We start from the raw sequence: 23,936 nt of genomic DNA, 5'->3' as shown, positions 1-23,936 counted from the left end.
AGATATAGGCCAAGTGCCGCTCAAATCCCAAGCCCTGATCTGATCAATGCGCCTTGCGGCGGTAGATCCAGAGCTGCGTCGGCGGGATGTTGCGGATGACGAACTGGAAATGCTCGACCGTGTAGTCGCCGCGGCCGGGCGGTATCGGCGACAGCGGACCGTAGGTCAGCTGCACGATCGGCCGGCCGGCCGGGATGCGGTCGAGCAGGCTTTCGATATAGGCGACGCGCTGGGCGACCGGGAAGTTGAGCAGCGGCACGCCCGACACGACCGAATCGAAGATCATGCCGCTTTTGTCGCCGAGCGTGGCATCGAGATTGAACGCGTCGCCTTCGATGACGTGGACGCCCGGATAGAGCTGGCGCAGATGGCGGACGAAATCAGTGGAATATTCAACCGCATAGAGATTTTCGGGCTTCACGCCCTGGGCGAGGATGGCGCGGGTGATGACACCGGTGCCGGGGCCGACTTCGAGCACTGGCAGGCCGGACTTCGGATTGACGATCGAAGCCATCTTGCGCGCGGTGATGGAACTGGTCGGCACGATCGAACCGACAGCCTTCGGCTTGTCGATCCAGCCCTTGAAGAATTTCAGCTCGTCGTCGAACTTTTCCGCCAGCGCCTTCCGCAATCCCGGACCACGTGCCATGCAAGTTCTCCTAACGCTCCCCCGGTGCTACTTAGCAGCTACCGGGTCCAAGGCAAGGCGCAACCCGAGTATAAGATGTTGATGACGTTTGGGAAGCGTATCGAGAACCAGCGTCAGCGCTCGCCGAAGGATTCGAAAAAGTCCTTCATGCGGGCGAAAAAGCCGCTCGACTGGGGCGAGTTGTCCTGCGACGAAAGCTGCTCGAACTCTTCCAGCAGCTCGCGTTGGCGGCGCGACAGGTTCTGCGGCGTCTCGACCGCGGTCTGGATGTAAAGGTCGCCTATATTGGGCTGGCGCAGGACCGGCATGCCCTTGCCCTTGAGCCGGAACTGGCGGCCGTTCTGGGTGCCTTCCGGCACCTTCACCTTCGTCTGGGTGCCGTCCAGCGTCGCCACCTCGAACGAACCGCCAAGTGCGGCCGTCGTCATCGAGATTGGCACCTTGCAGTAGAGATCAGCACCGTCGCGCTGGAAGAATTCGTGCGGCTTCACCGCCAGGAAAATATAAAGATCGCCCGAAGGACCACCGCGCAGGCCGGCCTCGCCCTCATTGGCAAGCCGGATGCGGGTGCCGTCCTCGATGCCGGCGGGGATATTGACCGACAGCGAGCGCTCCTCGACGACGCGACCCTGGCCGGCGCATTTCGGGCACGGGTCCTTGATCGTCTGGCCGCGGCCTTGGCACTGCGGGCAGGTGCGTTCGATCGAGAAGAAGCCTTGCGTGGCCCGCACCTTGCCGTGGCCGTTGCACATCGCGCAGGTGGCGGGCTGGGTGCCGGGCTTGGCGCCGTTGCCCGAGCATTCCGAGCAGGAGATCGAAGCCGGCACGCGGATCTGCGCGGTCTTTCCCGCGAAGGCTTCTTCCAGCGAGATTTCCATATTGTAGCGCAGATCGGCGCCGCGCTCACGGCCGCCCGATGAGCGGCGCTGGCGCCCGCCCATCATGTCGCCGAAAATGTCCTCGAAGATGTCGGCGAAGCCGCCGCCGCCAAACCCTTGCGCGCCGCCATTCATGCCGCCCTGTTCGAAGGCGGCGTGACCGAAACGATCATAGGCCGCGCGCTTCTGCGGATCCTTCAGCGTCTCGTAGGCCTCGTTGATTTCCTTGAACTTGTGCTCGCAGGAATGGTCGCCGGGGTTGCGGTCGGGATGGAACTGCATGGCGAGCTTGCGGAAAGCGCTCTTGAGCTCCTTCTCGTCGGCGCCCTTTTGCACGCCCAGCGTTTCGTAGAAATCGGCTTTCATCTTTTCCCGCTGTCCGGATATTCAACGTCTTGAAGTTTTCTTGCGTCGTTTGCCGGCACGTCGCCTCGATTTAGGTGCGATAGAGCCGCGATGCCAGTCTCAGTGCGGGTTTGCCCGCATTTTTTCGGCGACGTCCGTATTTTTTTGGCAAAGGGTTGCAAAAAAGCCCGGCTTTGCGCCGGGCTTTCTGCATTAATTTGCCGTCAACCGGTTCAGGCCGACTTCTTCTTGTCGTCGTCCTCGTCGATTTCTTCGAAATCGGCATCGACCACGTCAGAGTCCTTGGCAGCGTCCGCCTTGGCGTCGGCTTCCGCGGCTTCCTTCTGCGAAGCCTCGTACATGGCCTGGCCGAGCTTCATCGAAGCTTCGGCGAGCGCCTGCGTCTTGGCCTCGATCTCGGCCGCGTCGTCGCCTTCGGTGGCGGTCTTCAGCGCCGCGATCGCATCGGCAATCGCCGTGCGGTCGGCTTCCGAGACCTTGTCGCCATATTCCTTCAGCGACTTCTCCGAAGAATGCACCAGCGCCTCGGCCTGGTTACGGGCCTCGACCAGCGCACGCCGCTTCTTGTCGCTCTCGGCATTGGCCTCGGCGTCCTTCACCATCTTCTCGATGTCGGCGTCGGATAGACCGCCAGACGCCTGAATGCGGATCTGGTGCTCCTTGCCGGTGCCCTTGTCCTTGGCCGAGACGTTGACGATGCCGTTGGCGTCGATGTCGAAGGTGACCTCGATCTGCGGCACGCCGCGTGGTGCCGGCGGAATGCCGACCAGGTCGAACTGGCCGAGCGCCTTGTTGTCGGCGGCCATTTCGCGCTCGCCCTGGAAGACGCGGATGGTCACCGCGGCCTGACTATCCTCAGCCGTCGAGAACACCTGGCTCTTCTTGGTCGGGATCGTCGTGTTGCGCTCGATCAGGCGGGTGAACACGCCACCCAGCGTTTCGATGCCAAGCGACAGCGGCGTCACGTCGAGCAGCAGCACGTCCTTGACGTCGCCCTGCAGCACGCCCGCCTGGATGGCGGCGCCAAGGGCCACGACCTCATCCGGGTTGACGCCCTTGTGCGGCTCCTTGCCGAAGAACTGCTTCACGATCTCCTGGATCTTGGGCATGCGGGTCATGCCGCCGACCAGAACCACTTCGTCGATCTCGCCGGCTTTCAAGCCGGCATCCTTGAGCGCCGCCTTGCAGGGGTCGATCGTGCGCTGGACGAGATCCTCGACCAGGCTCTCGAACTTCGCCCGAGTCAGCTTCAGCGTCAGGTGCTTGGGCCCGGTGGCGTCAGCGGTGATGAACGGCAGGTTGATCTCGGTCTGGGTGGTGGACGACAGTTCGATCTTGGCCTTTTCAGCCGCCTCCTTGAGGCGCTGCAGGGCCAGCTTGTCGTTCTTCAGGTCGATGCCCTGTTCCTTCTTGAACTCGGCCGCCAGATATTCGACCAGACGCATGTCGAAATCCTCGCCGCCGAGGAAGGTGTCGCCATTGGTCGACTTCACCTCGAACACGCCGTCGCCGATTTCGAGTACCGAAATGTCGAACGTGCCGCCGCCAAGGTCATAGACGGCAATGGTCTTGCCTTCCTTCTTGTCGAGGCCGTAGGCGAGCGCGGCCGCGGTCGGCTCGTTGATGATGCGCAGCACTTCGAGACCGGCGATCTTGCCGGCGTCCTTGGTCGCCTGGCGCTGGGCGTCGTTGAAATAGGCCGGAACGGTGATGACCGCCTTCTCGACCTTCTCGCCGAGATAGGCTTCCGCCGTTTCCTTCATCTTCTGCAGGATCATTGCCGAGATCTGGCTGGGCGACTGCTTCTTGCCGCCGGCCTCGACCCAGGCATCGCCATTGTCGCCCTTGACGATCTTGTAGGGGACAAGCTTCTTGTCCTTCTCCGTCACCGGATCGTCATAGCGGCGGCCGATCAGGCGCTTGACCGCGAAGATGGTGTTTTCAGGATTGGTGACCGCCTGGCGCTTGGCCGGCTGGCCGACGAGGCGCTCGCCGTCGCCGCTGATGGCGACAATGGAAGGGGTCGTGCGCGCGCCTTCCGCATTCTCGATAACCTTCGGCTCCTTGCCATCCATGATGGCGATACAGGAGTTGGTGGTTCCCAGATCGATACCGATTACTTTTGCCATTTTTCTAGTCTCTCCGCTAAGCAGGCTCTCAGGACCCGTACAGGCGTTCCGACGAAAGCCCCTGTTCACAAGAAATTCCGCTCCGGCAACCGGCATTCCGGCACTGAGCGGCTTGGCGCGTATATAAGAACAGGCCGCGCGGCGCGCAAGCATTCTGCGCAAGGCGTCCACCGACGTTGACCGGGGGTGCGGCCATGTGGCGCCTTCCCCGCGTCCGAAATCAGCGTCGATCGCCAAAAGGCATCACGCACCCATCGAAAAAATATCGCTTATGCGGGCCTGAACGCCTGCAAAAGCGCCACCCGGCAGCCTCAGGCTGCTTTCGACAGTGATTTGTGGGCCTCGGCCAGAATCTCGAACGACCGTATCCGCGCCACATGGTCGAAAATCTGCGCGGTGACCATCAATTCGTCGGCGCCGGTGCGGCGCACGAAGGCATCGATGCCTTGGCGAACCGTTTCCGGGGCGCCGACGACAGCGCAGGATAGCGCCTGGCCAAGCATGGTCTTGGCCATCGGGTCGAGGTCGCGCTCATAATCCTCGACCGGCGGCGGCAACCGGCCGGGCCGGCCGGTGCGCAGATTGACGAAGGCCTGCTGCAATGAGGTGAACGACAACCGCGCCTCGGCATCTGTCGGTGCCGCGAAGACGTTGAGGCCCAGCATGACATACGGCTTGTCGAGCTGTTCCGACGGCTGGAAGCGCGAGCGATAGATCTCCAGCGCATGGTCGAGCTCGGCCGGCGCGAAATGCGAGGCAAATGCATAGGGTAGACCGAGCATGGCGGCGAGCTGCGCGCCATAGAGGCTGGAGCCGAGAATCCAGACGGGCACCTGCTGGCCCTCACCGGGGACGGCGCGGATGCGTTGACCTTCCTCGGCCGGCTGGAAATAGCCCATCAGTTCGACGACATCCTGCGGGAAATTGTCGGCGCCGGCATCGAGATTGCGGCGCAGCGCCCGTGCCGTGCCCATGTCGGTGCCGGGCGCGCGGCCGAGGCCGAGGTCGATGCGGCCGGGGTACAAAGCGGCCAGCGTGCCGAATTGCTCGGCGATGACCAAAGGTGAATGGTTGGGCAGCATGATGCCGCCGGCGCCGACGCGGATGGTTTTGGTGCCGCCGGCGACATGGGCAATGACCACCGCTGTGGCCGCACTGGCGATGCCCGGCATGTTGTGATGCTCGGCCAGCCAGTAGCGCTTGTAACCGAGGCGCTCGGCATGGCGGGCGAGGTCGAGCGAATTGGCCAGCGACTGTGAAGCATTGCTGCCTTCGACGATTGGCGACAGGTCGAGAACGGAAAGGGCGGTCATCGGCGGAATCCTGTGTACGGACCGGATGTAGGAACCGACCGCCAAGGCCGCAAATTCAAAAAATTGATGCGAACGCCGCTGCGTCCGGTAGGACGCGCAAAGGGCGCTCCAATACTTTGAATCTGCGCTAGCCCGCCGTTTTCTCTGTTCCGGAAATTTCCTCGTCCTCGTCCTCGACCACCGCCGTCTGCTGCGCCGCCAAAAAATTGCCGACATGGCTGAGGCCGTCGAAATGATCGCAGAACACCTTGATGACGACCAGCAGCGGCACCGCCATCAGCGCGCCGACGAAGCCCCACAGCCAGGACCAGAAGGCAATGGCGATGAAGATGGCCACGGCGTTGATCTCGAGCCGGCGACCGACCACCATCGGCGTCACGAACTGGCCTTCGACGATATCGCACAACAGCAGGAAGGCCGGTGCCAGCAGCGCGTAGGTGACGCTGTCGAAGCTGATCAGGGCTATGACGGTGACCAGCACGATGGTGATCAGCGCGCCGACATAGGGCAGGAAATTGAGCAGGGCTGCGGCCGCGCCCCAGACCAGCGGATTGGGCATGCCAAGCGCCCACAGGCCAAGGCCGATGACCGTGCCGAGGCCGGCATTGATGACGGCGACGGTAAGCAGATAGTGCGAGATTTCGCGCTCGACGTCATAGACGACGCGCAGCGCCCGCTTCTTTTCGCTGAGGCTGGCGAAGGACTGGATGATCTTTTCATAAAACATCGTGCCCGAGGCGAGCAGGAAAAGCGTCAGCACGAAGATGATGGTCAGGCTGGTGCCCGCCGACAATATGTTGCCGGCGGCTTGCGACAGGATGCCGGACTGCGACACCACGACTCTTTGCACGTCGGACTCTTGCCCGGTGTTGGTCAGCCCTTCCAGTTCATGAGCGATCTGCATGATCTTTTCGAAAGGAGGACGCAGCTGCGCCAGACGCTCGGTCAGCTGTTGGCCGATCGACGAGGTGTTGTTGATGAGGTCGATGACCGGGCCGCTGAGCAGATAGCCGGCGCTGGCGAAGATGGCGACCGACAGCAGCACCAAGAGTGTCGCCGACACCATTTCGGACACGCCGTGCTTGCGCAGGAAGCGCACGATCGGCGTCAGCGTCAGCGTCAGCAGGAAGGCGAGGATGACCGGCATGAAGAAGGCGCGGGCAAAATACAACGCGTAGATGATCATCAGGATGAAAATGCCGATCAGCAGCGACCGCATCAGACGCGTGTCAGCGCGGGCTTCGACGCGCGGATCCGACTCGTCGGCAACGGCTTGGCCCAAGGCAGTGGGTTCGGTTTTCATGCTCGCCCTCGAGCCGGCGCCCCTCGGCGGTCGGCAATTGCCTGGACGAAACGCAGCGTCACGGCGCAGGTTCCATGAGCCGGCTTCCGGAATGAAGCGCTTGTACGGGCTCGGCGGGAACCAGACGGCAATGCGGGGCGCATCGGTCGAAATATTACATTTGATGTAATTGAGGCCACGCCTTCCACAAGCCTAATACAGGCAGGCTTTCGCGGAGCCAGAAGGAAGCAATGACCGAACACCCCTATAGCGCAACGCGAAGGTTTGCGTGCAATCGGAAACTGATCTTGGAAGAGGACGTTAGAAATGCAGAGATTCAACCTTCAGACAATCGAATCGGCGCCGGAAAAATCCAGGCCTGCGCTAAAGGCGTTGGAAGAGAGATTTGGCTTCCTCCCGAATGCGCTGGCGACGATGGCGAACAATCCGGTTCTTCTCAACGGGTTCGTCGGCATCTTCGGCAGTTTTCATGGCGGCAGCTTTGACGAGATCGAAAAGCAGGTTCTGCTGCTTACCAACGCGGTCACGATCAAATGTCCCTGGACCGTTGCCGCGCATTCGACGTTTGCCATTGAAGACGGGATCGCCGAAAGCGAGGTCCAGGCGATCCGTGATGGCCGGTTGCCGAGAGATCCCAGATATGCGGCACTCTCGACGCTGACGAAAGCGCTGATCGAGAACAAAGGAAACGTGAGCGATGCGGATGTCGACGCGTTTATGTCGGCGGGCTATTCGAAGGCCCAGATCCTGGAAGTGGTGACCGGTATCGGCGTTTCCACCGTGGCGGCAACCACCACCAATATGGCCGGCACGCCGGTCGAGGAACGCCTCCGGCCCCAGGCGTGGTCCGCGGCGGCCTGAACCAATCGACGGCGCATGGATTGGCCGATGCCATCCATGCGCCGTCGGGCATCAGACGCTGCCGGTCGCCGTATGGTGCAGGTTGGGCTGCGAGGATATGAGCAATGAAATCGGCGAAACTCACGACCAACATGATGCCGAACCTGGGCGTGCTCCTGCGCCACTGGCGTGATCTGCGTGGCAGAAGCCAACTCGACCTATCGCTGGATACGGGCATTTCGCAAAAGCAGATCAGTTTCGTCGAAAGCGGCCGCAGCGTTCCCAGCCGCCAGACCTTGATGACTATTGCCCAGGCGCTCGATATGCCCTTGCGCGACCGCAACACGTTGCTGCTGGCGGCAGGATACGCGCCAATGTTTTCCGAGAGCGCGTGGGATTCCGAAGAGATGACAAGCGTGACCAATGCCCTGAGGCGCATGCTGCGGCAGCAGGAGCCGTTTCCCGCCGTGGTCATGGATCGATACTGGAACGTGCTCATGACCAATGAAGCCGCACCGCGCTTCTTCGGCTGTTTCCTCGACATGGACGCTCGCCAGGGACCGCGCAACATTCTGCACCTGATGTTCGATCCTCAGGGCATGCGCCCGTTCGTCGCCAATTGGGACGATGTGGCGAGGAGTTTGTTCGAGCGTGTTTATCGCGAATCCATCGGCCGCGTCGTCGATGAAAAGACCAAGGCCTTGCTGGCCGATCTGCTCGCTTATCCGGACGTGAAAAGTGACTGGAAAAACCCCGTGGCGATCGGCTTCATGCCCACCATTCCGCTTGGTTTCGTCATGGGGGATCGGGTTCTCAACTACTTTTCGATGGTCACCACCGTGGGCACGCCTCAAACCGTTGCCGCCCAGGAATTGCGCATTGAGTGCATGTTTCCGGCGGACGAGGCGACCGAGATCCATCATGCCGAGATGATGGCGGCCGCTGGCAACCCGTAGCGCGCAACCGCCAGGCTGCGCGGACGAGCCGTCCGCCGCTCAGGCTACAGGCGCTGCTACCGCAGCAACCGCCTTCGCCGTTTCCTTGCGCACGATCGGCGCCACCCTGGTACCGTAGAGTTCGATCGCCTTCATGACCTTTGCATGCGGCATGATGCCGATCGCCATCTGCAGCAGGAAACGGTCATTGCCGAAGATCCTGTGCTGGGCGACGATCTTTTCGGCCACCTGTTCGGGATTGCCGACGAACAGCGCGCCGTTCGGGCCGCGCGACTGGTCGAAATGCGCTCGCGACGTCGGACCCCAGCCGCGCTCGCGGCCGATACGGTTCATCACCTCGGCCTGCGGCCCGTAAAAGTCGTTGGCCGCCTGGTCGGTGGTCTCGGCGATGAAGCCGTGAACGTTGATGCTGGTGGCGAGATCCGCCGGATTGTTGCCGGCCCGATTTGCGGCTTCGCGGTAGATGTCAAACAGCGGCGCGAACCGCGCCGGCTCGCCGCCGATGATGGCGAGCGCCAGCGGCAGGCCGAGTGCACCCGCGCGGGCGGCAGACTGTGGCGTCCCACCAATCGCGATCCAGATCGGCAACTTGTCCTGGAAGGGGCGGGGATAGACGCCGCGACCGTTGATCGCTGCGCGCAGATTGCCGGACCAGGTCACCTTGACGCTGTCGCGGATGGCGAGCAGCAGGTCGAGCTTTTCGGCAAACAGCTCGTCATAGTCTTCGAGATTGTAGCCGAACAGCGGAAAGGATTCGATGAACGAGCCGCGCCCGGCCATGATCTCGGCGCGGCCGCCCGACAAAAGATCGAGCGTCGCAAACTGCTGGAAGACGCGAACCGGGTCGTCTGAGGACAGCACGGTGACCGCGCTGGTCAGCTTGATGCGCTTGGTGCGTTCGGCAGCTGCAGCGAGCGCCACGACCGGCGCGGATGCGGCATAGTCGGGACGGTGATGCTCCCCCAGCCCGAAGACATCGAGGCCGACCTGGTCGGCCAGCTCGATCTCCTCGATCAAATTGCGCAGCCGCTGATGCGGGCCGATGGCGCCGGGACCCGGTTCGGGGCTGACGTCAGCGAAAGTATAGAGACCGAGTTCCATGACATGTCATCCTGATGTGTTGCTTTTCGCGCTAGAGGTAGCCATCCGTCCAGCGCGCCGCCAGAGGGCTGGACGGTGAACAGTGCATGTCGGGTTTCGGGCGAAAAGGCGTCTCCCGGCTGCAACAGCCAACAATTTCATGGCTGCCATGCCGTTTTGGCGCTTGAACTCTCGGTTTTCACGCGTATGTAAGCGTCGCGAATTGACTTCAGGGAAGTGGACTTGGCTATTTACAGGGAAAAAGACGTTTTCGAGCGGCGCAACGCCGCAAACGAGGCAAAGAAGGCGCTTCTGGAGCGCTTCAAGTCAAAGCCGGCAGCAGACGATCCTGCAGTGCTGGCGCGACAGGCCGAACGCAAGGCGATCCTCGAGGCCCGTGAAAAGCGTGAGGCTGAAAAGGCCCGGCTGAAGCAGGAAAAGCTGGCACGCGAAGCGGTCGAAAAGGCCGAGCGCGAGGCAGCTGCTGAAGCGGCGCGTCTCGCCGCTGAAGAGGCGGCACAAGCGGAAGCAAAGATCCGGGAAGCCGACGAGAACGAGCGTATCGCCCGTTTGCTCGCCGACGAAGCCGAACGCAAGGCCAAGCGCGACGCGCGTTATGCGGCGCGCAAGCAGCGCACCGGCAGGACGCCTCCGGGCTTTTCCGCCCGCTAGCGCTTCCAGGGCGTGGCCCGAACAATCGGGAAATCAGGGTCGCCTTCAGCGGCCCTGAATGCGTTTGTCCCGGAAACTAGGCGGCGAGCTTCAGTCCCGCGATGCCGCAGACGATGAGAGCAATGCAGCCCAGCCTGATCGCGGTCGCCGGCTCGCCCAGCAACCAGATGCCGAGCAGCGCCGTGCCGACAGTGCCGATGCCGGTCCACACCGCATAGGCCGTGCCGACAGGCAGCGCCTTCAGCGCCAGGCCGAGCAAGGCCAGGCTGACGATCATCGAGGCAATGGTCAGAACGGTCGGCAGCGGCTTCGAGAAGCCGTCCGCATATTTGAGGCCGATCGCCCAGCCGATCTCGAACAGGCCGGCAAAGAAGAGAAGAATCCACGGCATCGCAACGCTCCATCAGAGCATCGGACCGAAAGTGCAATCCGGTTTTCGGACAATCCGATGCTCAATCAAAGATCGGCGGGTCGTCCCTGCCATTTTTAGGAAAGCGCGAAGTCGTCCTCGCCAGGTGGATATAGAAGTTTTCGTGCACCAATCAACAGTAACGCCGGCGGCATCAGGTCACAACCCGATGCTGCCGGTCAAAATCTACCCCGAAACGGATTCGCCGAGGCCTTACTTGTCCTTCAGCTTCATCGCCTTGACCGGCGGTGCCTTCAGGGCCGGGGCCGCGGCGGGTTTCTTCGCGTCCTTCTTCGGTTTGCGGGCTTCCTTGCCCGCCTTCATCGCACCTTTAGCCATGATTCGTTCCTCCAATTGGTGGCAGCGAAGTGAAACAAGAGATTGGCCAGACCGCAAGAGGCTGTTGCCCCTCGATGGTGCTGGCCTGGGGCTGTCAACGCCTTTCTAATCCCCTCGTAAACTGCGCCGGTCCGTGTCATGGTCGTCTTCGCACTGCAGCATGTGCCCATGCTTTCGCCGGGTGATGATCAGGCAGGCCGGTCAGGACAAAGATGCGAATCCACATTGGCTGCGAGATGAGCTTCGACTTTCCGCAGGAAACGCCGCTGATCGCGATGCTCAATGTCCACTATTCCCGTGCCTCCGATCTCGAGCGGCCGGATTTCCTGACCTCCAATCCGCCGGTGCCCATCCAGAGCTACCGCGACAGTTTCGGCAACTGGTGCAATCGTTTTGTCGCCCCGCCCGGACGTTTCACCTTCGGCACCGACGCGGTGATTCGCGACCCCGGCACTTTCGAGATAGGTGACCTGATGGCATGGCAGCATGAAGTGCGCGACCTGCCGTCGGACACGCTGCTGTTCCTGCTGCCCAGCCGCTTTTGCGAGAGCGATCTGTTGGCGAACGAGGCATGGCGGCTGTTCGGCCACACGCCTCTCGGCATTGCACGGGTGCAGGCGGTCTGCGATTTCGTCCACAACCATATCGTCTTCAGCTATGGCAATGCACGGCCGACACGCACGGCAGCCGAAGCCTATCGCGAACAAAGCGGCGTCTGCCGCGACTTCGCGCATCTCGCCGTCACCTTCTGCCGGGCCTTGAATATCCCGACCCGCTATTGCACCGGCTACATCAGCGACATCGGCCTGCCAAAACCGTGGGCGAGCATGGATTTCGCCGCCTGGATGGAAGTCTATCTCGGCGGCCGCTGGCACGCTTTCGACCCGCGCAACAACGCGCCGCGCATCGGCCGTATCCTGATCGCCTCCGGCCGCGACGCTGCAGATGTCCCGCTCACCCACATTTTCGGCCCGGGCACGCTGACCGGTTTCAAAGTGTGGACCGACGAAATCGTCGAGTAGCGCCACCTTTGAACGGTTGAGCAATTCGCGCGTTGTGATGTCTGTGGAGCCTGGGCGAAGGCTCCGCTAAGCTCAGTCATCAACCAGGGCAGCACACCATGGCGGCGCATGGCGGGTCGAAAAAGGTCATCTACGCAGCGCTCGCCGGCAATCTTGCCATCGCGCTGACCAAATTCGCCGCCGCCTTCTTCACCGGCAGTTCGGCGATGCTGTCGGAAGGCGTGCACTCGCTGGTCGACACCGGCAATGGCGGCTTGCTGCTCTACGGCATGCATCGCGCCGCCCACCCGGCCGACCGCATGCATCCGCTTGGCCATGGCCGCGAGCTGTACTTCTGGAGCTTCATCGTCGCGCTTCTGGTCTTTGCGCTCGGCGCCGGCGTGTCGTTCTACGAAGGCGTGGTCCACATCATGGCGCCCGAGCCGGTCGCCAACGTCAAGGTGAACTATATCGTGCTCGGCCTCGCGTTCCTGTTCGAAGGCAGTTCGTGGTGGGTGGCGCTGAAGGAATTCCGCAAGCAAAAGGGCGGGCTCGGCTGGCTCAAGGCGGTACAGCTCAGCAAGGATCCGAGCGTCTACACGATCCTGTTCGAGGACAGTGCAGCCCTTCTCGGCCTGGTCGTCGCCTTCGCCGGCATATTGGCTGCGGAGGTTTTCGACATGCCCCAACTCGACGGTTCCGCCTCGATCGGCATCTCGCTGATCCTGGGTGCGACCGCGATCTTCCTGGCGCGCGAAAGCAAGGGCCTGCTGCTGGGCGAAACGGCATCGCCGGAAGTGCAGAAGAAGCTGCTGGCCATCGCTCAACAGGACCCAGCGGTGCAGCGGGCGAACGGCGCTCTGACCGTTCACCTGGGGCCGGAAGAGATCGTCGCCGGCCTGAGCATCGAGTTCGAGGATCATCTATCGGCGCCCGAGATCGAGGCCTGTGTCGAGCGCCTCGAGGCGCGGCTGAAGACGGAGATGCCAGAGATTACGCGGTTGCTCGTCAAGCCGCAGACGAGTGGGACCTGGGAGCGGCGGCGCAAGGCGGTCGAGGCGGCAGCAGGCGAGTCGGGATAGCGCTCGCCGTTGCAAGGTGTGCAGATCCCGCGCTAAGATCGCGGGACGGATTTCGGGAGAAGCAAGATGAAGATCGAGGGCGGATGTCATTGCGGCGCCATCACCTACGAGGCGGAGGTCGATCCCGAAAAGGTCTCGATCTGCCACTGCATCGATTGCCAGCAACTGACCGGAACGGCGTTTCGCGTGACGGTCCCGGCCCCGGAAAGCGACTACCGGGTCACCCAGGGTACACCGAAGATCTATATCAAAACCGGGTCCAGCGGCGCCAAGCGCGCCCAGGCGTTTTGCGCCAACTGCGGTTCGCATCTCTACGCCACCTCGGTTGGCGACGGGCCAAAAATCTATGGCGTCAGGGTCGGCACGGCGCGGCAGCGCGAGGAACTGGTCCCGAGAAAACAGGTTTGGCACCGCTCGGCGCTGCATTGGCTGCCGGAATTTCAGGCTATGACGACCATCGAAGAGCAGTAGCGCAGGAGCGGCGCCTCAGTCGTCGCCTTCGACGACCCGTAGTCTTAGTTGCCCTGTCTTGGAGTCGGCGACGCGCGTTTCGGCTTTCGCAACGGCCGGACGTGCAGTCTCAGTGGTGCCGGCATCGCCCTCGCCCGGCTGCACACCAAACTCCAGTGCCTCGATCTTCTGGCCGCGCTTGGTCACCTTCGACGCCGAGACGAGGATATCGTCGATGTCCTTGGCCGACTGGCCGAAATGCGTCTGCAGCTTGCGCACCCGCTCGTCGAGCCGTTCGACATCCTCCATCAGCCGGATGACCTCGCCCTGGATCAGGTGCGCCTGCTCGCGCATCCGGGCATCCTTGAGGATCGCCTGGATGACCTGGATCGACAGCATCAGCAGCGATGGCGAGACGATGACGATGCGGGCGCGGTGCGCCTTGTGGACGATCGCCTCGAAATTTTCATGGATCTCGGCGAACACCGATTCCGACGGCACGAACATGAAGGCGGTGTCCTGCGTCTCGCCCTGGATCAGATATTTCTCGGATATATCGCGGACATGGATCTCGATGTCGCGGCGAAAGGCTTGCGCGGCAATTTTCTGCAGGTCGGTGCCGTCGGCGGCGCGGATGGCGTTCCAGGCTTCCAGCGGAAATTTGGCGTCGATGGCCAGCGACGGCGCGCCGTTCGGCATCTTCACCAGGCAGTCGGGCCGGCTGCCATTCGACAAGGTCGCCTGGAATTCGTAGGCGCCGTGCGGCAGGCCGTCGGCGACGATCGCCTCCATGCGCGACTGGCCGAAGGCGCCGCGCGTCTGCTTGTTGGAGAGGATCGCCTGCAACTGCACGACCTGGCCGGCAAGCGATTGGATATTGCCTTGCGCAACATCGATGATCGCCAGCCGCTCCTGCAATTTGGCAAGGCTCTCATGCGTCGATTTCGTCTGCTCGGTCATTGTCTGGCCGAGACGGCCGGTCATGGCGTCGAGGCGCTGGCCGATTGACTGCGTCAATTCGGCTTGCCGCGCCCCGAACACTTCGGCGATGGCGCCCATGCTGCCTTTCATCTCGGCCTGGCTTTGCAGGATGCCGGCCATCCGCGCCTCGGCATCGCGAGCATGGTCGGCGGCTTCCGCGGCTGCCACCGCACGTGCCTTGGCCGACCGCCACAGGGCGACGACGAGGGCCACGAACAGGCCAAGAAACAGGATCGCGCCGAAAACCAGTGCGTGGCCGAGCGTGATCGTGGTGGCGCCGAGCCGGGCGACGGGTTCGGACAGGACGGCGGTCAGGTCATTCATGCCAGCACCATAGATGATTCGGCCTGCCGGCACAGATCAAAACGTGAACGGCCTTGGACTGCCCCCGTTGACGCTTTTCGCGCGACGTCTTAGGTGAGACGCCATGTCGATCAAGCCGCTTATCATCCTTCCCGACCCCGTCCTGCGCCAGGTTTCAAAACCCGTCGAGCGCGTCGACGGGCCTTTGCGCAAACTCGCCGGCGACATGCTGGACACCATGTATGACGCGCCGGGCATCGGTCTGGCGGCGATACAGATCGGCGAACCGCTGCGCATGCTGGTGATCGACCTTGCCAAGGAAGACGAGACACCGGCGCCGCAAGTCTTCATCAATCCCGAAATCCTCGAAAGCGCCGATCAGCGCTCGGTCTATGAGGAAGGCTGCCTGTCGATCCCGGATTACTATGCCGAGGTCGAGCGCCCGGCTGCCGTTCGGGTGAAGTATCTCGACCGTGACGGCAAGCTGCAGGAGATCGAGGCCGAAGGCCTGATGGCGACCTGTCTGCAGCATGAGATCGACCACCTCAACGGCGTGCTGTTCATCGACCACATCTCGAAGCTGAAGCGCGATATGGTGGTCAAGAAATTCAAGAAGCTCGCCAGGGACAAGGCGCCGGGCAAGCTGGTGGGATAGGGGTCGAAAAATGCCCCTTCGCGTCATCTTCATGGGCACCCCGGAATTCTCCGTGCCGACGCTGCGGGCAATCGCCGAGGCCGAGCACGAGATATCAGCTGTCTACACGCAGCCGCCGCGCGCCGCGGGCCGCCGTGGGCTGGAACTCACGCCGTCGCCTGTCCAGCGCGAGGCGGAGCGGCTGGGCATCGAGACGCGCACGCCGATATCGCTGAAAGGTGAGGCCGAACAGCAGGCATTCCACGCCTTACAGGCCGATGTCGCCGTGGTCGTCGCCTACGGATTGCTGTTGCCCAAACCCGTTCTCGGGGCGACGCGGCTCGGTTGCCTCAACGGCCACGCGTCGCTGTTGCCGCGTTGGCGCGGCGCTGCACCCATCCAGCGCGCCATCATGGCCGGTGATAGCGAAACCGGCATGATGGTCATGCGGATGGAGGAAGGTCTGGACACCGGTCCGGTGGCAATGGTTGAAAAATGCGCCATCGGACCCGATATGACGGCCGGCGACCTGCACGACAGGTTGATGAGCATTGGCGCTGCGCTGATGGTAGAAGCGCTGGCGCGGCTGGAGACAAACACCCTGACATTTACCACGCAGGCGATGGTGGGGGTGACCTACGCCAAAAAAATCGATAAATCGGAGACGCGCGTGGACTGGACACGGCCTGCCGCCGAAGTCCACAATCATATTCGCGGCCTGTCGCCCTTTCCCGGCGCATGGTGCGAAACTGAAATTGGTGGCCGCACAGAACGGCTGAAACTGCTTCGCTCGACGCTTTCAGATGGCGCTGGCGAGTCGGGAGGAATTCTCGATGACCAACTGACGGTCGCCTGTGGGTCAGGCGCGGTCAGGCTGGTCGAAGTTCAACGAGCGGGCGGAAGGCCCGCTGCCGTGCAGGAGTTTTTGCGCGGAGCCAAGCTCGAAAAAGGAATGAAATTCTCATGAGCATGATGTCAATACGCGCGGCGACGCCGCGGGATCGCGAGGCGATCCGCCTTGTCGAGGAACACGCATTCGGCCAGCAGGCGGAGGCCGGACTGGTCGACGCGCTGGTCACCGGCGGCGATGCCGTCGTCGAACTGGTGGCGGAAGAAGACGGGCAAGTGGTTGGCCACATCCTGTTTTCGCGGCTGTTCGTCCAGAATGGCGGCAAAAGCTTTGCGGCGGTGGCGCTGGCGCCTCTGGCGGTCGAGCCGTCGTTCCATGGCTCGGGCATTGGCGGTGCGCTGATCCGCGAGGCGCATATCCGCCTCAAGGACGCCGGCGAGACGCTGGCGGTGGTGCTGGGCGAGCCGGCCTATTACGGCCGTTTTGGGTATAGCCACGGCCGCGCCGAAAAATTCGAAAGCGAATACCAGGGTGAAGCGCTGCAGGCACTGACCTGGGGCGAGGCGCCCGAGGCTGGCAAGTTGGTCTACGCTTCGGCCTTCAGCTCCGCTCTCGCCGCCTAGGCGCGGTCAAGCAACCTTGCATGCCGCGTTTTCGTCTCGATATCGAATATGACGGCAGCCTTTTCGCCGGCTGGCAGCGCCAGGCGGACCAGCCTTCGGTGCAGCAGGCGATTGAGCAGGCGATCGAGAGCTTCTGTGGCGAGCAGGTCTCGCTGCGCGGCGCCGGCCGTACCGATGCCGGCGTCCACGCCACCGGACAGGTGGCGCATGTCGATCTCGCCAAGGCGTGGCCGGACGACAAGGTGCGCGACGCCGTCAACGCCCATCTGCAGATGGCCGGCGCGCGCATCGCCATTCTCAAGGCCGCCGCCGTGCCGGACGGCTTCGACGCGCGCTTCTCGGCGACTGGCCGCCATTATCTGTACCGCATCGTCAACCGGCGCGCGCCGGCGGCACTCGACCGGGGCAAGGTGTGGTGGGTGCCGAAGCGTCTCGACGCCGGTGCCATGCACGAGGCGGCAAAGGTGCTGCTCGGACGGCACGATTTCACCACCTTCCGCTCGACCCAGTGCCAGGCCGACAGTCCGCTCCGCACGCTCGAACGTCTGGACGTCAGTCGGGTCGACGATCTGATCGAGGTGAGAGCCTCGGCGCGCTCGTTCCTGCACAATCAGGTGCGCTCGATGGTCGGCTCGCTGAAGCGCGTCGGCGAAGGCGGCTGGACTATTGCCGACCTCAAGGCCGCGCTCGACGCGCGGGATCGCGCCGCCTGCGGCCAGGTGGCACCCCCCGATGGGCTGTTTCTCGTCGGCGTTGACTATCCTGAAGGGCTCTAGGATGCAGCACTGCTCGGTATGCTGATGCCGAGCAGTGCTTGCAGGGCGAACAGCACGGCCAGCGACACCACGAACATACCGGCGAAGACAGCGGTGCCGACAGCCGCACCCTTGCCGATGGTGGCGTTGGTCATCCGCCAGGTCAGCGCCATCGACAGGGCAAACAGAAACAGCGACACCAGTCCGGCGAGGCCGTTGGTGGAAGGCACGAAAAGCCTGATCAGCGCCGAAGGCAGCATCATCCAGGCGATGATCGCCGACGCCCAGTTGCTGGCGACGACATAGTGGACGAACCGGCCGCCGATGCCGGCGCGCGGCGCGACCAAAGCCAGAGCGACGAGCGGCAGCACCCACGAGCCGATGTCGACCGTTGCCAGGCGGATCAGCATGCCGAAGCGTCCGGCGAACGCGTCCGGATCGCCGATCTCGTTGGCAAGACCGACCCAGCCGACGATCAGCGCCGGCGCCGCCACGACGATGGCGAAGAAGGAATTCCAGAACCCGTCCGCCGAGAGGTCGAGCAGGCGCAGTCCGTCGGCCTTGCCGAGCATCAGCCGCCAAGCGCCAGCCAGCGAAGCGTAGGTTTCATCCGCTGAAAGCATTTACGCTACGCCTCGCTCGAACCAGTCTTCGATGAATCGCTGATAGATCTGGGTCAGCGTCTCCAGGTCGGCAAGCGCGACGCGTTCGTCGACCATATGCATGGTCTTGCCGACCAGCCCGAATTCGACCACCGGGCAATAGTCCTTGATGAAACGCGCGTCTGAGGTACCTCCGGATGTCGACAGCGCCGGCTTCCTGCCGATCGCAGCCTTGACCGATTGGCTGAGCGTTTCGATCAGCCTGTCGTCGCGGGTGAGGAAGACATGGCTCGGCCGGTCGCGCCAGACGAGCTCGTAGTCGACCGGCGTCTTCTTCCCCGTCCGGTATTTCTTGCGCTTGGCCGCCTGGTCGAGGCGGTTGTGGATTTCCGCCTGGATGGTCTCGGCCGTCCACGTGTCGTTGAAGCGGATGTTGAAAATGGCCGTCGCCTTCGCCGCAATGACGTTGCTGGCCGGATTGCCGACGTCGATGGAGGTCACCTCCAGATTGGTCGGCTGGAAATCCTTCGTCCCCTTGTCGAAGACCGGGTGTAGCAAGGCATCGACCAGGGTCATCAGCCCGCGCACTGGATTGTCGGCGAGCTGCGGGTAGGCGACATGGCCCTGGCGGCCGTTGACGGTGATGCTGCCGGACAAGGAGCCACGCCGGCCGATCTTGATCATGTCGCCGAGCGCCTCCGGGTTGGTCGGCTCGCCGACAATCGAGGCATCCCATTTTTCGCCCTTGGCCGCCGCCCATTCGAGAAGCTTCGTCGTGCCGTTGATGGCCGGGCCTTCTTCGTCGCCGGTGATCAGCAGCGAGACCGAGCCCTTCGGGCCGCCCTTCTGCGAGACATGGCGCGCCACCGCGGCGATGAAACAGGCGATGCCGCCCTTCATGTCGACGGCGCCGCGGCCGAACATCTCGCCCTTGGCGATCTCGGCGGCAAAGGGCGGGTGGGTCCACGAGGCTTCATCGCCGACCGGCACCACATCGGTGTGGCCGGCAAACATCAGATGCGGGCCGTTGCCGGAGCGCCGTGCGTAAAGGTTCTCGATGTCCGGCGTGCCGTCCTCGGAAAACACCGGGCGTTCGATGGAAAAGCCGAGCGGCTTCAGCATGTCTTCCAGCGCGCTCAGTGCACCGCCCTCGGCGGGTGTTACGGAGGCGCAGCGGATGAGGGCGGCGAGGTTTGCGGCGGGGTCGGTCGGCAGCGTCATGGGCAAAAGCGATAGTCCAAAGCGGAAGGCCTGTCACGGCCGGACATGAAGACCGGCCATGCCGCCGACATTATGGTTTTCATGCCGTATAGTTGCAGGCCAAGGCGGGACTATCGAATGGCCAAGGGGGTTAAAACAATCGCCATTGCCGGCGCCGGCAGCATCGGCTGTTACGTCGGCGGCTGTCTGGCGCTGGCTGGCCGGCAGGTGATTCTGCTGGCGCGGCCGCGCATCGATTCGGCGTTGCGCAAAGACGGATTGCGCATCACCGATCTTGATGGCCACGACCGCCTCATCAAGCCGGATGGGCTATCGGTCACCGCCGAACCGGCGGTCGCATTGCCAGGAGCCGATGTGATCCTGGTGACGGTCAAGAGCGGCGCGACGGAAGAGATGGCAGCGCTGATTGCCGCCCACGCTCGGTCGGACGTTGTGGTGGTCAGTTTGCAGAACGGCGTCGATAATGCCGACAGGCTGCGCGCCACGCTCACTGGGCCGCGGGTGCTGGCGGGCATGGTGCCATTCAACGTGGTCCAGTCACCGGGCAGCGAATTGCCGCTTCGCGTGCATCGCGCCAGCGCGGGCAAGGTGATGATCGAAGATGGAGTGCCCGGCCTTGTCGATCTCCTCGATGTCGAAGGGCTTGCGGCCGGAACACATGGCGACATGACAGCGGTGCTGTGGGGCAAGCTGCTGCTCAATTTGAACAATGCGCTGGTGGCGCTTTCCGGTCTGCCGCTGGCGGCGGAACTTGCCGACCGCCGCTGGCGGCTGATCCTGGCCGGCCAGATCGACGAGGCGCTGGCGGCAATGAAGGCATCGGGCGTCGAGCCCGCGCGGATTGCTGGCCTGCCTCCTGCGCTGCTGCCAAGCCTGCTCAGGCTGCCGGACTGGCTGTTCAAGCTCTTGGCGCGGCGCATGCTTGCCATCGATCCTCAAGCGCGCTCTTCGATGTGGGACGATCTCCAGCGCGGCCGGACGACCGAGATCGGCGAACTGCAGGGGGCGGTGCTCGGCCTGGCTCAAAAGGCAGGCACGCCGGCGCCTCTGCTGAACAGCGTCACCGCTTTGGTGCGCGCCGCGGAGACGGCGCGGCTTGGCTCACCGGGCCTGGCGCCGGAGCAGGTTGCGCCGCCGGGTGGCTTTCGATCAGCGTGATCTTCTGCCAGATTTTTCGCGACAGGTTGGACGCCAGGTTTTCGATGTCGTTGACGCCGTCGATGACCACGTCGTCATTGACCGACTGGGCGAACAGCGCGGCGATCTTGCCGGTAATCGACAGCATTTCGGAGCAATAGTCGAGGTAGCGCGCCAGGTCCGCGGCGTTGGTGATGCGGGCAGGCGAATGCGATGTCGGCTTGAAATTGGCTGAAAGCGCTGCCGGATCCTTGGTCAGCTGGTGCATGTCGATGACGTGGATCAATGAACGCAGGCCGTGAAGCTGACGAAAGACCCGCTTGCGCTTGATGCGCTCCTCGGCGCGGATCAAGGCCAGGAAGCCGAGAACGGCAAGTATGATCATATTGATCGAAGCTTCGATGCTTTGCACCGACTGCACCGCATCGTCGGCCTGGGAGAGCGGCAGGATGGTGCCGACGAACAGGAACATCAGCGCGCCGGCGACAAAGATGGCGACGATGATGCCGCGCAGCCACCAGATCGGCGCTTCCAGCGCCTTTGCCGCCTTGGTCAGATCGCGCGACAGCGACACGAGTTCGGCGGCGACGCCGCGCAGGCCGGCATCGGGAAAACGCGCGGCGACGCGCTCCTCCAGCCGTTCGGCGGTCTCGATGATCAGTTTCGGATCAAGCGTGCGGTAGCGCATGGCGAGGTGTCCGATCGGCCCTTAGGAATCAGCTGGTGCGTTGGTGCGTTTGCCGTAGCGGTTGGGCCCGGGCTGCCCTGGGAACAGGCAAAGCACAAGGAAGGCGACGATCGAGACAACCGGCACGAACAGCACCAGCGCTGCGATGCCCGGCTTGTCGAGGTCGTGCAGCCGCTTCACCGCCAGCACCACGTTCGACCATAGCGAGGCGATGAAGGCGATGAAGAAGATGAACGACCACATGTTGCTCTCGGTCGTGCCTTCGGGCACCAGCGTGAAGCGATAGAGCGGGAAGGCCTGGATGATGGCGACGAGCAATCCGCCAAGAAAATAGGCCGCGCGGCTGACGCGGCCCGAGGTTTTGAAGAAAAGCCAAGTGAGATCTGGTCTGTCAGGCAAGCGGGTCCGGTCCATATTGATTGGCACCTCTGGTGCCTTCGAGAATGCCGAGTTCTACCAGCAGCCAGATTGCGCCGATGACCGGTACGAGCCCGATCAGCGACCACCAGCCTGACTTGTCGCGGTCATGCCAGCGCTTGGCATAGACGGCAAAGACCGAATAGATCATGGCCAGCCCGTATAACACATAGACGAAACCATATGGCACGCCATTGAATGTCGTGCCGATTATGTTGTCGATGATCATCGCGATAATAGCGCCGGCGAATATGACACCAATGCACGCCCAGAACTTGCCGCGATTGATACGGCCCTCATAGCTTGTCAGCAGATATTTCCAGTCCATGTCACCCCTCCAAGATTGACGTCCAGGCGCGACGCATTGTCGCGCTGGCGGAAGGTGCGTCTGTTTTCAGGAAAGATCAATCGCGCAGCAGCTCGTTGATCGAAGTCTTCGAACGCGTCTTGGCGTCGACGCGCTTGACGATGACGGCGCAGTAGAGGCTGGGGCCCCAGTTTTCGCCCGGCACGTTATTGCCCGGCATCGTGCCGGCCACAACCACCGAATTGGGCGGCACTTCGCCGTAGAAAACCTCGCCGGTGGCGCGGTCGACGATCTTGGTCGACTGGCCGATGAAGACACCCATGCCGAGCACCGAGCCTTCGCGCACGATGCAGCCTTCGACCACTTCGGAGCGCGCGCCGATGAAACAATTGTCCTCGATGATGGTCGGGCCGGCCTGCATCGGCTCCAGCACGCCGCCGATGCCGACGCCGCCCGACAGATGCACGTTCTTGCCGATCTGGGCGCAGGAGCCGACGGAAGCCCATGTGTCGACCATGGTGCCGCTGTCGACATAGGCGCCGACATTGACGAAGGACGGCATCAGCACGGCGCCCGGCGCGACATAGGCGGAGCGGCGAACGATCGATGACGGCACCGCGCGGAACCCTGCCTTCTCGAAATCGACAGCGCTCCAGCCGTCGAATTTCGACGGCACCTTGTCCCACCACACCGCCTCGCCGGGGCCACCCTTGATGATCTCCATCGGATTGAGCCGGAACGACAGCAGCACCGCCTTCTTCAGCCACTGGTTGACGTGCCACTTGCCGTCCTCCTGGCGCTCGGCGACGCGGGCGGTGCCCCGGTCGAGCAGGTCGAGCGCCGACTGGATGGCATCGCGCGTTTCGCCGCGCGTGGCGGTCGAAATCGTGTCACGTTCTTCGAAGGCCTTCTCGATGGTCCTTTCGAGGCTCGCCAGATCGGGCTTCGACATGATTTCGCTCCGTTACCAAGCTGTTAAGGGGCAGCGCCTTAACCTGTTTTGAAAGTCGCGCGGACCCTATGTTAAGGCGAATTGGGGGTCAATCGCGCGTGCGCCATGGGACGGCGCAAGTGAATTATTGGGACGGGTAAAGCATATGACTCCTATGGAAAAGGCGGGGTGGACGCCGCTGCCGCATTCGGACGAGGATCTGGAGCGCTCGAAAAGCGTGCCGGACACGCCGCAGACGCGCGCTGAAACCTATCGGCTGGCCTGGAACGACCCGGATTTCATGACACGGCGCGAGTTGCGCGCGGTGCGGCTGCAGCTCGAACTCCTGAAGCCGGAGATGATCCTGGCCGAACGCGGCATCCGCTCGACGGTGATCCTGTTCGGCGGCGCGCGCATCCCCGAGCCCGGCGGCGAAGCTTGGGCGGCCAAGAACGAGACGCAGAAGAAGAACCTCGAGGAGAACAGCAAATACTACGAAGAGGCGCGCAAGTTCGCCCGTCTTTGCTCGCAGCAATCGGCCGCCTCCTATTATCGCGAATTCGTCGTGATCACCGGTGGCGGGCCCGGCGTCATGGAGGCCGGCAATCGCGGTGCCGACGATGTCGGCGCACCGTCGATCGGCCTCAACATCGTGCTGCCGCACGAGCAGGCGCCGAACGCCTATGTGACGCCGGAACTCTGTTTCAATTTCCACTATTTCGCCATCCGCAAGATGCATTTCGTCATGCGCGCCAAGGCCGTTGCGGTGTTCCCGGGCGGCTTCGGCACGATGGACGAATTTTTCGAGACGCTGACCTTGATCCAGACCGGCCGCATGGAGCGTGTGCCGGTGATCCTGTTCGGCAAGGCCTTCTGGAAACGGGCAATCGACCTGGATTTCCTTGCCGAGCAAGGCACGATCACGCCCGGCGACCAGGACATCATCGATTTCGTCGACACCGCCGACGAGGCCTGGGGGATCATCAGCCGCTTCTACAAGTTGGGAGAGCCGGGCTGAGA

At 63.0% G+C, this 23,936-nt stretch carries 27 protein-coding genes; 12 read left to right on the top strand and 15 right to left on the bottom strand.

The window, feature by feature from the left end:
• Positions 1–43 precede the first annotated feature (43 nt).
• The 5 genes from pmtA to LHFGNBLO_RS08075 all read right to left on the bottom strand — a co-directional run bounded on the left by pmtA (position 44) and on the right by LHFGNBLO_RS08075 (position 6,638).
• Positions 44–649: a phospholipid N-methyltransferase PmtA gene (gene pmtA / locus LHFGNBLO_RS08095; protein WP_258605721.1), complete on the bottom strand. Its 606-nt coding sequence runs from the start codon at positions 647–649 to the stop codon at positions 44–46.
• A 113-nt stretch (positions 650–762) separates the two neighbouring features.
• On the bottom strand, positions 763–1,893 hold the full coding sequence (gene dnaJ / locus LHFGNBLO_RS08090) for a molecular chaperone DnaJ (protein WP_258605720.1): 1,131 nt from the start codon (positions 1,891–1,893) through the stop codon (positions 763–765).
• Between the two features lie 212 nt (positions 1,894–2,105).
• On the bottom strand, positions 2,106–4,022 hold the full coding sequence (dnaK, locus tag LHFGNBLO_RS08085) for a molecular chaperone DnaK (RefSeq protein ID WP_258605719.1): 1,917 nt from the start codon (positions 4,020–4,022) through the stop codon (positions 2,106–2,108).
• A gap of 311 nt (positions 4,023–4,333) precedes the next feature.
• A complete protein-coding gene (locus tag LHFGNBLO_RS08080; protein WP_258605717.1) occupies positions 4,334–5,335 on the bottom strand; it encodes an LLM class flavin-dependent oxidoreductase in 1,002 nt (333 codons plus the stop codon).
• Between the two features lie 127 nt (positions 5,336–5,462).
• On the bottom strand, positions 5,463–6,638 hold the full coding sequence (locus LHFGNBLO_RS08075) for an AI-2E family transporter (protein ID WP_258605716.1): 1,176 nt from the start codon (positions 6,636–6,638) through the stop codon (positions 5,463–5,465).
• A 306-nt stretch (positions 6,639–6,944) separates the two neighbouring features.
• Here LHFGNBLO_RS08075 and LHFGNBLO_RS08070 point away from each other — a divergent pair, with 306 nt between their 5' ends.
• Both LHFGNBLO_RS08070 and LHFGNBLO_RS08065 read left to right on the top strand, forming a co-directional pair.
• Positions 6,945–7,499: a carboxymuconolactone decarboxylase family protein gene (locus tag LHFGNBLO_RS08070; protein WP_258605714.1), complete on the top strand. Its 555-nt coding sequence runs from the start codon at positions 6,945–6,947 to the stop codon at positions 7,497–7,499.
• Positions 7,500–7,603: 104 nt separating this feature from the next.
• A complete protein-coding gene (locus tag LHFGNBLO_RS08065) occupies positions 7,604–8,434 on the top strand; it encodes a helix-turn-helix domain-containing protein (protein ID WP_413774672.1) in 831 nt (276 codons plus the stop codon).
• 39 nt (positions 8,435–8,473) lie between these two features.
• On the opposite strand, the gene LHFGNBLO_RS08060 is transcribed toward LHFGNBLO_RS08065, so the two are convergent.
• Positions 8,474–9,535 carry an LLM class flavin-dependent oxidoreductase gene (locus LHFGNBLO_RS08060; RefSeq protein WP_258605713.1) on the bottom strand — a complete coding sequence of 354 codons (1,062 nt, stop codon included), beginning with the start codon at positions 9,533–9,535 and terminating at the stop codon, positions 8,474–8,476.
• A gap of 222 nt (positions 9,536–9,757) precedes the next feature.
• Here LHFGNBLO_RS08060 and LHFGNBLO_RS08055 point away from each other — a divergent pair, with 222 nt between their 5' ends.
• On the top strand, positions 9,758–10,186 hold the full coding sequence (locus LHFGNBLO_RS08055) for a DUF6481 family protein (protein ID WP_258605711.1): 429 nt from the start codon (positions 9,758–9,760) through the stop codon (positions 10,184–10,186).
• A gap of 76 nt (positions 10,187–10,262) precedes the next feature.
• Here the strand turns inward: LHFGNBLO_RS08055 and sugE are convergent, their stop codons facing one another.
• Complete coding sequence (sugE, locus tag LHFGNBLO_RS08050) at positions 10,263–10,577, bottom strand: quaternary ammonium compound efflux SMR transporter SugE (RefSeq protein WP_258605709.1); 315 nt, start codon at positions 10,575–10,577, stop codon at positions 10,263–10,265.
• A gap of 231 nt (positions 10,578–10,808) precedes the next feature.
• On the bottom strand, positions 10,809–10,934 hold the full coding sequence (locus LHFGNBLO_RS08045; protein ID WP_258591069.1) for a hypothetical protein: 126 nt from the start codon (positions 10,932–10,934) through the stop codon (positions 10,809–10,811).
• A 212-nt stretch (positions 10,935–11,146) separates the two neighbouring features.
• On the opposite strand from LHFGNBLO_RS08045, the gene LHFGNBLO_RS08040 reads away from it, so the two are divergent.
• The 3 genes from LHFGNBLO_RS08040 to LHFGNBLO_RS08030 all read left to right on the top strand — a co-directional run bounded on the left by LHFGNBLO_RS08040 (position 11,147) and on the right by LHFGNBLO_RS08030 (position 13,488).
• Positions 11,147–11,956 carry a transglutaminase-like domain-containing protein gene (locus LHFGNBLO_RS08040; RefSeq protein ID WP_258605707.1) on the top strand — a complete coding sequence of 270 codons (810 nt, stop codon included), beginning with the start codon at positions 11,147–11,149 and terminating at the stop codon, positions 11,954–11,956.
• A 98-nt stretch (positions 11,957–12,054) separates the two neighbouring features.
• Entirely contained in the window at positions 12,055–13,017 is a 963-nt protein-coding gene (locus LHFGNBLO_RS08035) for a cation diffusion facilitator family transporter (protein ID WP_258605705.1), read from the top strand.
• A gap of 66 nt (positions 13,018–13,083) precedes the next feature.
• Positions 13,084–13,488 carry a GFA family protein gene (locus tag LHFGNBLO_RS08030; protein WP_258605703.1) on the top strand — a complete coding sequence of 135 codons (405 nt, stop codon included), beginning with the start codon at positions 13,084–13,086 and terminating at the stop codon, positions 13,486–13,488.
• 15 nt (positions 13,489–13,503) lie between these two features.
• Here the strand turns inward: LHFGNBLO_RS08030 and LHFGNBLO_RS08025 are convergent, their stop codons facing one another.
• Positions 13,504–14,772: a DNA recombination protein RmuC gene (locus LHFGNBLO_RS08025; RefSeq protein ID WP_258605702.1), complete on the bottom strand. Its 1,269-nt coding sequence runs from the start codon at positions 14,770–14,772 to the stop codon at positions 13,504–13,506.
• 103 nt (positions 14,773–14,875) lie between these two features.
• On the opposite strand from LHFGNBLO_RS08025, the gene def reads away from it, so the two are divergent.
• The 4 genes from def to truA are packed head-to-tail and all read left to right on the top strand — an operon-like array spanning position 14,876 to position 17,634.
• Complete coding sequence (gene def / locus LHFGNBLO_RS08020) at positions 14,876–15,406, top strand: peptide deformylase (RefSeq protein WP_258605700.1); 531 nt, start codon at positions 14,876–14,878, stop codon at positions 15,404–15,406.
• 10 nt (positions 15,407–15,416) lie between these two features.
• Positions 15,417–16,352, top strand: coding sequence for a methionyl-tRNA formyltransferase (fmt, locus tag LHFGNBLO_RS08015; protein WP_258605699.1), 936 nt, complete (start codon positions 15,417–15,419; stop codon positions 16,350–16,352).
• Positions 16,349–16,858, top strand: coding sequence for a GNAT family N-acetyltransferase (locus LHFGNBLO_RS08010; RefSeq protein ID WP_258605697.1), 510 nt, complete (start codon positions 16,349–16,351; stop codon positions 16,856–16,858). The genes fmt and LHFGNBLO_RS08010 overlap by 4 nt, the downstream gene beginning before the upstream one ends.
• 20 nt (positions 16,859–16,878) lie before the next feature.
• Complete coding sequence (gene truA, locus LHFGNBLO_RS08005; protein ID WP_258605695.1) at positions 16,879–17,634, top strand: tRNA pseudouridine(38-40) synthase TruA; 756 nt, start codon at positions 16,879–16,881, stop codon at positions 17,632–17,634.
• Here the strand turns inward: truA and LHFGNBLO_RS08000 are convergent.
• Entirely contained in the window at positions 17,631–18,236 is a 606-nt protein-coding gene (locus LHFGNBLO_RS08000) for a transporter (RefSeq protein WP_258605694.1), read from the bottom strand. The genes truA and LHFGNBLO_RS08000 overlap by 4 nt on opposite strands.
• Positions 18,237–19,436 carry a succinyl-diaminopimelate desuccinylase gene (gene dapE / locus LHFGNBLO_RS07995; protein WP_258605692.1) on the bottom strand — a complete coding sequence of 400 codons (1,200 nt, stop codon included), beginning with the start codon at positions 19,434–19,436 and terminating at the stop codon, positions 18,237–18,239.
• Between the two features lie 117 nt (positions 19,437–19,553).
• On the opposite strand from dapE, the gene LHFGNBLO_RS07990 reads away from it, so the two are divergent.
• Positions 19,554–20,594, top strand: a complete 1,041-nt coding sequence (locus LHFGNBLO_RS07990) for a 2-dehydropantoate 2-reductase (RefSeq protein ID WP_258605691.1) — start codon at positions 19,554–19,556, stop codon at positions 20,592–20,594.
• On the opposite strand, the gene LHFGNBLO_RS07985 is transcribed toward LHFGNBLO_RS07990, so the two are convergent.
• The 4 genes from LHFGNBLO_RS07985 to dapD form a co-directional block, all read right to left on the bottom strand.
• Positions 20,497–21,261 (bottom strand): hypothetical protein, encoded by a 765-nt coding sequence (locus tag LHFGNBLO_RS07985; RefSeq protein ID WP_258605689.1) that lies wholly within the window; start codon positions 21,259–21,261, stop codon positions 20,497–20,499. The two genes, LHFGNBLO_RS07990 and LHFGNBLO_RS07985, sit on opposite strands and share 98 nt — an antisense overlap.
• A 21-nt stretch (positions 21,262–21,282) precedes the next feature.
• Complete coding sequence (locus LHFGNBLO_RS07980; RefSeq protein ID WP_413774671.1) at positions 21,283–21,675, bottom strand: DUF805 domain-containing protein; 393 nt, start codon at positions 21,673–21,675, stop codon at positions 21,283–21,285.
• Positions 21,653–22,006, bottom strand: coding sequence for a DUF805 domain-containing protein (locus LHFGNBLO_RS07975; RefSeq protein ID WP_258605687.1), 354 nt, complete (start codon positions 22,004–22,006; stop codon positions 21,653–21,655). The genes LHFGNBLO_RS07980 and LHFGNBLO_RS07975 overlap by 23 nt, the downstream gene beginning before the upstream one ends.
• A gap of 76 nt (positions 22,007–22,082) precedes the next feature.
• A complete protein-coding gene (gene dapD, locus LHFGNBLO_RS07970) occupies positions 22,083–22,937 on the bottom strand; it encodes a 2,3,4,5-tetrahydropyridine-2,6-dicarboxylate N-succinyltransferase (RefSeq protein ID WP_258605686.1) in 855 nt (284 codons plus the stop codon).
• Between the two features lie 145 nt (positions 22,938–23,082).
• On the opposite strand from dapD, the gene LHFGNBLO_RS07965 reads away from it, so the two are divergent.
• On the top strand, positions 23,083–23,934 hold the full coding sequence (locus LHFGNBLO_RS07965; RefSeq protein ID WP_258605684.1) for an LOG family protein: 852 nt from the start codon (positions 23,083–23,085) through the stop codon (positions 23,932–23,934).
• Positions 23,935–23,936: the final 2 nt, after the last annotated feature.

The organism is Mesorhizobium sp. AR10 (assembly GCF_024746795.1).
GTDB lineage: Bacteria > Pseudomonadota > Alphaproteobacteria > Rhizobiales > Rhizobiaceae > Mesorhizobium.
The sequence above is the reverse complement of the archived record's forward strand: the minus strand, read 5'-3'. Positions and strand labels throughout refer to the sequence as shown.